This is a genomic window from Corallococcus sp. AB038B (genome assembly GCF_003668955.1).
Classification (GTDB): Bacteria; Myxococcota; Myxococcia; order Myxococcales; family Myxococcaceae; genus Corallococcus; species Corallococcus exiguus.
In genome coordinates, this window is sequence record NZ_RAWO01000034.1 from 1 (window position 1) to 7,730 (window position 7,730).

Annotated in this window: 1 protein-coding gene; it reads left to right on the forward strand. The window is 69.8% G+C overall.

Translation table 11 applies throughout. The annotated features are described in order from the left end of the window. Positions 1 to 7,730 (forward strand): non-ribosomal peptide synthetase (locus tag D7Y04_RS42330; RefSeq protein WP_121763045.1); only part of this gene is annotated, 7,730 nt, incomplete at both ends.

Here is a 7,730-nt window from a genome sequence, read left to right on the forward strand (position 1 = left end):
CTCCGACCTCTTCGACGCCTCCACCGCCCAGCGCCTCATGGGCCACTTCAGCGTCCTTCTCTCCGCCCTCGCCGCCCAGCCCGACGCTCGCGTGTCCACGCTGGAGGTGATGACGGCGGAGGAGCGGCAGCAGCTCCTCGTTGAATGGAACGAGACGGACGTCGCCTTCCCGCGCGACACCTGCATCCACCATGTCGTCGCGGAGCACGCTCGACGCACGCCGGACGCGGTCGCCGTGCGTCTGGGGGAGCGAAGCGTCAGCTATGCGGGCCTCGACGCATGGGCACATGGCCTTGCCGTCCAACTGCACGCGGCCGGTGTCTCCCGAGGCAGCCGTGTCGCCGTCCTCGCTGAGCGCTCTCCGGAGTTGGTGGCGGGCCTCCTCGCCGCCCTCAAGGTTGGCGCCGCCTACGTCCCCGTCTCTCCCGGTGTCCCGCCGGAGCGCCTGTCTTTCATGCTGGAGGACTGCAGTGCTTCTGTCCTCCTCACCCAGCAGCACCTGCGCGACTCGCTGCCCTCCCTCTCCACTCGCGTCCTCGCGATTGAAGCGGAGGCGGCGGCGCTCCAGCAGCCGCTGCTGGTGGCGCCTGTGGGCCCGGAGGACCTGGCCTACGTCATCTACACCTCCGGCAGCACCGGACGGCCCAAGGGCGTCGCCGTCCACCACCGTGCGCTGATGAACCTCGTCTCCTGGCACCAGCGCACCTATTCGCTGACGGCTCAGGACTCCACCGCACTCACCGCGGGCGTCGCCTTCGACGCTTCCACCTGGGAGGTATGGCCTTCCCTCGCCTCTGGCGCCAGCCTCGTCGTCCCGCCCGAAGCCGTGCGTGCGGAGCCCTCCCAGCTGCTGCAATGGCTGGCCCGCGAAGCCATCACCACCTGCTTCATGCCGACGCCTCTGGCCGAGGCCGTGCTCCGCGAGGAGTGGCCTCGCCCCATCGCCCTGCGTGCCATGCTGACGGGCGGAGACGCCCTCCACCATGGCCCGCCTGCTTCAGTCCCCGCCGTCCTCTTCAACCACTACGGGCCCACTGAGAGCACTGTCGTCGCCACCTTCACCCCCGTCATGCGCGACGACGGCACGCGGCCCCCCATTGGCCGACCCATCGCCAACACCCGCACCTACGTCCTCGATGCCCATTTGCAGCCGGTGCCCGTGGGTGTTTCCGGTGAGCTCTTCCTCGCCAGCGAGGGCCTCGCCTGGGGCTACCTCGGCCAGCCGGCCCTGAGTGCCGAGCGCTTCATCCCGCACCCCTTCTCCTCCACGCCGGGTGCCCGCCTCTACCGCACGGGCGACGTCGTGCGCTGGCGCGCCGATGGCCAACTGGACTACCTCCAGCGGCTCGACTTCCAGGTGAAGGTCCGCGGCTTCCGCATCGAACTGGGCGAAATCGAAGCCTCCCTCCTTGCTCACGCGTCTGTGCGCGAAGCCGTCGTCCTCGCTCGTGAGGACGCCCCCGGTGACAAGCGCCTTGTCGCCTACGTCGTGGGCGAGGCCCTCGATGTCGCCGTCCTCCGCGCCCACCTCAAGCAGCACCTGCCTGAGTACATGGTGCCCGCCGCCTTCGTCCCCATGGAGGCGTTGCCTCTCAACGCCAACGGCAAGGTGGATCGCAAGGCCCTCCCCGTCCCGGACGCTTCGCCGCTCGCGGACTTCGTTGCTCCTCGCGACGCCACCGAAGAGCAGCTCGCGAACGTCTTCGCCCACGTCCTGCGCGTGGAGCGCGTGGGAATCCACGACGACTTCTTCGCGCTCGGTGGCCACTCCCTGCTGGCCACCCAGCTCGTCTCTCGCATCCGTGCCACCTTCGATGCGGAGCTGCCTCTGCGCTCCCTCTTCGAAGCCCCCACCGTCGCCGCCCTTGCTGAGCGCCTGCGTACCGCCACGTCCGGCTCACGCCTGCCACCACTCACCCGTGTCGCTCACGAAGGCCCGCCACCACTGTCCTTCGCCCAGCAGCGCCTGTGGCTGTTGGACCAACTCCAGCCGGGCAGCTCCGCGTACAACATTCCCGCAGCCCTTCGGCTGAGGGGCCAGGTGGACATCGAATCCCTGCGCCGTGCGTTCGAAGCGCTGGTCGCCCGGCACGAAACGCTGCGCACCACGCTCGTCCAGCACCAGGGCCAGCCCGCGCAGCACATCCACGCGCCCGCTGCGTGGATACTGCCTCTGCTCGACGTGTCCTCACTGCCCGAGCCCCAGCGAGAGGAAGAGGCGCGGCGCCTCGCCAACGTGGAGGCCCTGCGACCCTTCGACCTGGAAGCCGGTCCGCTGCTGCGCACGTCGCTGGTGCGCCTGGGCGAGGCGGAGCACCTGCTCCTCGTGACGATGCACCACATCGTCTCCGACGGCTGGTCCATGGGCGTCCTCGTTCGTGAGCTCACGGCACTCTACGCGGCGTTCCACGCGGATCAGGTGCCGGTCCTCGCGCCGTTGCCCGTGCAGTACGCGGACTTCGCCGTCTGGCAGCAGGCATGGCTCCAGGGCGAGACGCTGGAGGCCCAGCTCGCCTACTGGAAGGAGAAGCTCGCGGGTGCTCCCGCCGCGCTGGAGTTGCCCACGGACCGTCCGCGTCCGCCCGTGCAGTCGCATCGGGGTTCGACGGTCCCCTTGCGGCTCGCGCGGCCTGTGTCCGATGCACTCAAGGTCCTGGCGCAGCGCGAAGGCGCCACGCCCTTCATGCTGCTGCTCGCGGCCTTCCAGGTGCTCCTGTCGCGCTACTCCGGACAGGACGACATCAGCGTGGGCACGCCCATCGCCGGCCGCACGCAGGCGGAGACCGAAGGCCTCATCGGCTTCTTCATCAACACGCTGGTCCTGCGCGCCCGCGTCCAGCCGGAATCCACCTTCCGCGAGCTGCTGGCCCAGGTGCGAGGCACGACGCTCGCCGCCTACGAGCACCAGCATCTGCCCTTCGAGAAGCTCGTCGAAGCCGTGCAGCCCGTGCGAGACCTGAGCCGCAGCGCGCTCTTCCAGGCGATGTTCGTCTTGCAGAACGCGCCCACCGAAGCCCTGAACGTGCCGGGCCTGTCGTTCGAACAGCTCCCGCTCGAATCGGCTTCGGCGAAGTTCGACCTGACGCTGACGCTGCAGGAATCGCCCCAGGGCTTCGTGGGCGTCCTGGAGTACAGCAGCGATCTCTTCGACGCATCGACCGCCCAGCGCATGGCGGGCCACTTCGGCGTCCTGCTGGAGGCCATCGCCGCTCACCCGAGCGAGACGCTCTCACGCCTGCCCCTGCTCACCGCCCCGGAGCGACAGCAACTGCTCGTCGACTGGAACAGGACGGACGCGGAGTTCCCGCGCGACACCTGCTTCCACGAGGCCTTCACGGCCCAGGCCCTTCGCACGCCTGAGGCCCTGGCCGTCGTCTGCCGCGACCATCAGCTCACCTTCCAGGAACTGGACGCGCGCTCCAACCAACTGGCGCATCGGCTGGTGAAGCTGGGCGTCGGACCCGACGTGCGCGTGGTGCTGTGCGTGGAGCGCTCCGTGGAGGCCCTCGTCGGCATCCTTGGCATCCTCAAGGCCGGCGGCGCGTACGTGCCGCTCGACTCCCGCTATCCGCGCGAATGGCTCGCCCACGTCCTCACGGACACCGGCGCGCCGGTCGTGCTCACCCAGCAGCGCTTGCGCGACGTCCTTCCGCCGCACACGGCGCACGTCGTCTGGCTCGACCCGGACGTGGCGGCCTTCGACGGGGAACCCCGCGAAGCGCCCGATGTGGCCGTGTCCTCCGAGCAACTCGCCTACGTCATCTACACGTCCGGCAGCACCGGCCGCCCCAAGGGCGTGATGATCCAGCACCGCTCCGTGATGAACCTGCGGCAGGGGCTGGCCACCACCGTGCACCAGGGCCGGGGCGCGGCGGAGCGCGTCAGCGTCAACGCCCCGCTGTCCTTCGACGCCTCCGTCCAGCAGCTCGTGCAGGTGCTCGACGGCCACACCCTCTGCATCGTCCCCGACGAGGCCCGCGCCGACGCCGGTGAACTGGTGAAGCGCATCGGCCACGACGCGCTGGACGTCCTCGACTGCTCTCCCGCGCACCTGCGCCTGCTGGTGGATGAGGGACTGTTGGAGAAGGACACCCTCCCTCAGCGCGCGCTGGTGGGCGGCGAGGCGGTGGATCCCGGCACGTGGAGCCGCCTGGCCCAGCACCCACGGCTGCGCGCCTTCAACGTCTACGGCCCCACCGAATGCACCGTCGACGCCACCGCCTGCGCCTTCGACGCCTCTCCCACTCCCACCATCGGCAGGCCCCTGCCCAACGTCCGTGCGTACGTGTTGGACAAGTCCCTGCGCCCGGTGCCCGTGGGCGTCGCGGGTGAGCTCTTCCTCGGCGGTGAAGGCGTGGCGCGCGGCTACCTCAACCGCCCCGACCTGACTGCGGACCGCTTCATTCCGGATGCCTTCACCTCCACGCCCGGTGCACGCCTCTACCGCACGGGCGACGTGGTGCGCTGGCGCGTGGACGGGATGCTCGACTACCTGGGCCGCGCCGACTTCCAGGTGAAGGTCCGCGGCTTCCGCATCGAGCTGGGTGAAATCGAGTCCACGCTCCTCAAGCATCCCCAGGTGCATGCCGCCGTGGTGCTGGCGCGCGAGGACATCCCCGGCGACAAGCGGCTCGTGGCCTACGTGGTGCCTGCGGAAGGCACGGACTCCGCACTGACGGCGGACGCTCTCAAGGACTGGCTCAAGCAGTTCCTGCCGGAGCACATGCGGCCCTCCACCTTCCTGGTGCTGGAGGCCCTGCCGCTCAACACCAACGGCAAGGTGGACCGCAAAGCCCTGCCCGCGCCCCAGGGCACCGCGCTCGCCTCCACCTACGTCGCGCCGCGCACCGCCGCCGAAGAGCAACTCGCGGCCCTCTTCACGCAGGTGCTGCGCGTGGAGCGAGTGGGCATCCACGACGACTTCTTCGCGCTCGGAGGCCACTCCCTGCTGGCCACCCAGCTCGTCTCCCGCGTGCGCGCCGCCTTCCGCACGGAGCTGCCGCTGCGGGCCCTCTTCGAGGCACCCACCGTGGCCGCGCTCGCCCAGCGCCTCCAGGTCCAGACGCCGAGTCTCCGCCTGCCCCCACTCACCCGGACTGCCGAAGAGGGTCCGCGGCCGCTGTCCTTCGCCCAGCAGCGCCTCTGGTTCCTGGATCAGCTCACGCCAGGAGATGCGTCGTACAACCTCCCGACGGCGCTCCGGCTGACGGGCCAGTTGGACGTGGAGTCCTTGCGCCGCGCCTTCGAAGCGCTGGTCACCCGTCACGACTCCCTGCGCACCACCTTCCGCGAGCACCAGGGACAGACCGTCCAGCACGTCCATGCGCCTGCATCCTGGAGCCTGCCGCTCGTGGACCTGTCCGCGCTGCCCGAGGCCCAGCGTGAAGCCGAAGCTTGGCGCAAGGTCGAAGAGGATGCGCACCAACCCTTCCATCTGGAAGCGGGTCCGCTGCTGCGCACCGCCCTCGTGCGGCTGACGGCCGAGGAGCACCTGCTCCTGGTGACGATGCATCACATCGTCTCCGACGGATGGTCCATGGGCGTGCTCGTCCGGGAGCTGGTGACGTTCTACGAGTCCTTCACCCAGGGCATCGCGCCGGACCTGTCACCGCTGCCCGTGCAGTACGCGGACTTCGCGGCGTGGCAGCGCCAGTGGCTCCAGGGCGAAACGCTGGAGACCCAGCTCGCATACTGGAAGCAGCAACTCTCGGGGGCGCCCTCCGCACTGGAACTGCTGACGGATCATCCGCGCCCGTCCATCCAGTCGCACGAAGGCGCGGCCCTCTCCATCCAGATTCCGAGGGAGACGTCCGAAGCCCTCAAGGCGCTGGCCGGACGCGAAGGCGCCACGCCCTTCATGATGCTGCTCGCGGCGTACCAGGTCCTCCTGTCGCGCTACGCCGGCCAGGATGACATCAGCGTGGGTTCCCCCATCGCGGGCCGCACCCAGGCGGAGACCGAAGGCCTCATCGGCTTCTTCGTCAACACGCTCGTCCTGCGCGCACGCGTGGAGCCGAAGGCGACCTTCCGCGAGCTGCTGGCCCAGGTGCGCGGCACCACGCTTGCCGCCTACGAGCACCAGCACCTGCCCTTCGAGAAGCTCGTCGAAGCCGTGCAGCCCGTGCGCGACGCGAGCCGCAGCCCGCTGTTCCAGGTGATGTTCGCGCTGCAGAACGCGCCCACGGAGGAACTGCGCGTCCCGGGCCTCGCCTTCCGGCAGGTGGCCGCAGAGGCGCGCTCCGCCAAGTTCGACCTCACCCTGACGTTGCAGGACTCGGCGCAGGGGTTCGTCGGGTGGCTGGAGTACAGCACGGCGTTGTTCAAGCAGGGCACGGTGGAGCGGATGGCCCACCACCTGCGCACGCTGCTGGAGGCCGTGGCCTCAAGGCCCGAGCAGTCCGTGGCCGAGCTGACGCTGCTCTCTCGCGAGGAACGCCAGCGCATCCTCGTGGACTGGAACGACACCACCGTCACCAGTCCCACGGACGTGCCCGTCCACGTCCACTTCGCTCAACAGGTCCAGCGCACTCCTGGCGCCGTGGCCCTCGAACAGGGTGACGCCACGCTGACGTACGCGCAGCTCGAAGCCCGTGCCAACCAGCTCGCCCATCACCTGCGCGCGCTGGGCATCGTCCCGGGTGCGCGCGTCGGCGTCGCCATCGAGCGCTCGTTCGAGCTGGTGACGGCGCTCCTCGCCATCCTCAAGGCTGGCGCCGCCTTCGTTCCCGTGGATCGCAATGCTCCCGTGGAGCGCATCGCCACCTTGCTGGAGGACGCGGACGTCGGCGTCGTCCTCACCCACCAGCCCTTCGCCCCCAAGCTGCCCGCTTCCGGCACCCGCGTCTGGCTGGACGCGCAGCAGGACGTCATCGCCGCACGGCCCACGCATGCGCTCGACGTCTCCGTGGATGGCGAGTCCCTGGCCTACGTCATGTTCACCTCGGGTTCCACGGGGCGTCCCAAGGGCGTCTGCGTGCCCCACCGAGGCATCACCCGCCTGGTGCTCGGCAGCACCTTCATGCGCTTCGGGCCGGATGAAGTCTGGCTCCAGTTCGCGCCCGTCGCCTTCGACGCCTCCACGCTCGAGATGTGGGGCGCGCTGTTGCATGGCGCGAAGCTCGTGCTCGCGCCGCCCCATGCGCTCTCCCTGGAGGAACTGGCCACGCAGCTTCGCCGCCACCGGGTTTCGGCGTTGTTCCTCACGACCGCGTTGTTCGAACAGATGGCCCTGCACCAGGGCGAAGCGCTCGCGGGCGTGAGTCAGCTGCTCACCGGCGGTGAGCTGATGCCCTGGGCTCGCTTGCGCGACCATCTGGCGCGGCTCCCCGATGACGCGACGCTGGTGCACGCCTATGGCCCGACGGAGAACACGACCTTCTCCACCACGCTGCCGTTGCGCCGGGGGGCGGTGGTGGAAGGTCCCGTCTCCATCGGCCGGCCCATCCCGAACTCCACCGCCTACGTGCTGGATGCCCACCTGCACCCGGTGCCCGTGGGCGTCGCGGGCGAGGTGTACGTTGGTGGCCCGGGCCTCGCCTGGGGCTACCTGCACCGCCCCGACCTGACCGCGGAGCGTTTCGTCCCCCACCCCTTCGCTTCCATTCCGGGCGAGCGGCTCTACCGCACGGGTGACAAGGCCCGCTGGCTGGAAGACGGCACGCTCGACTTCCTGGGCCGCGTCGACTTCCAGGTGAAGGTGCGTGGCTTCCGCATCGAGCCAGGCGAAATCG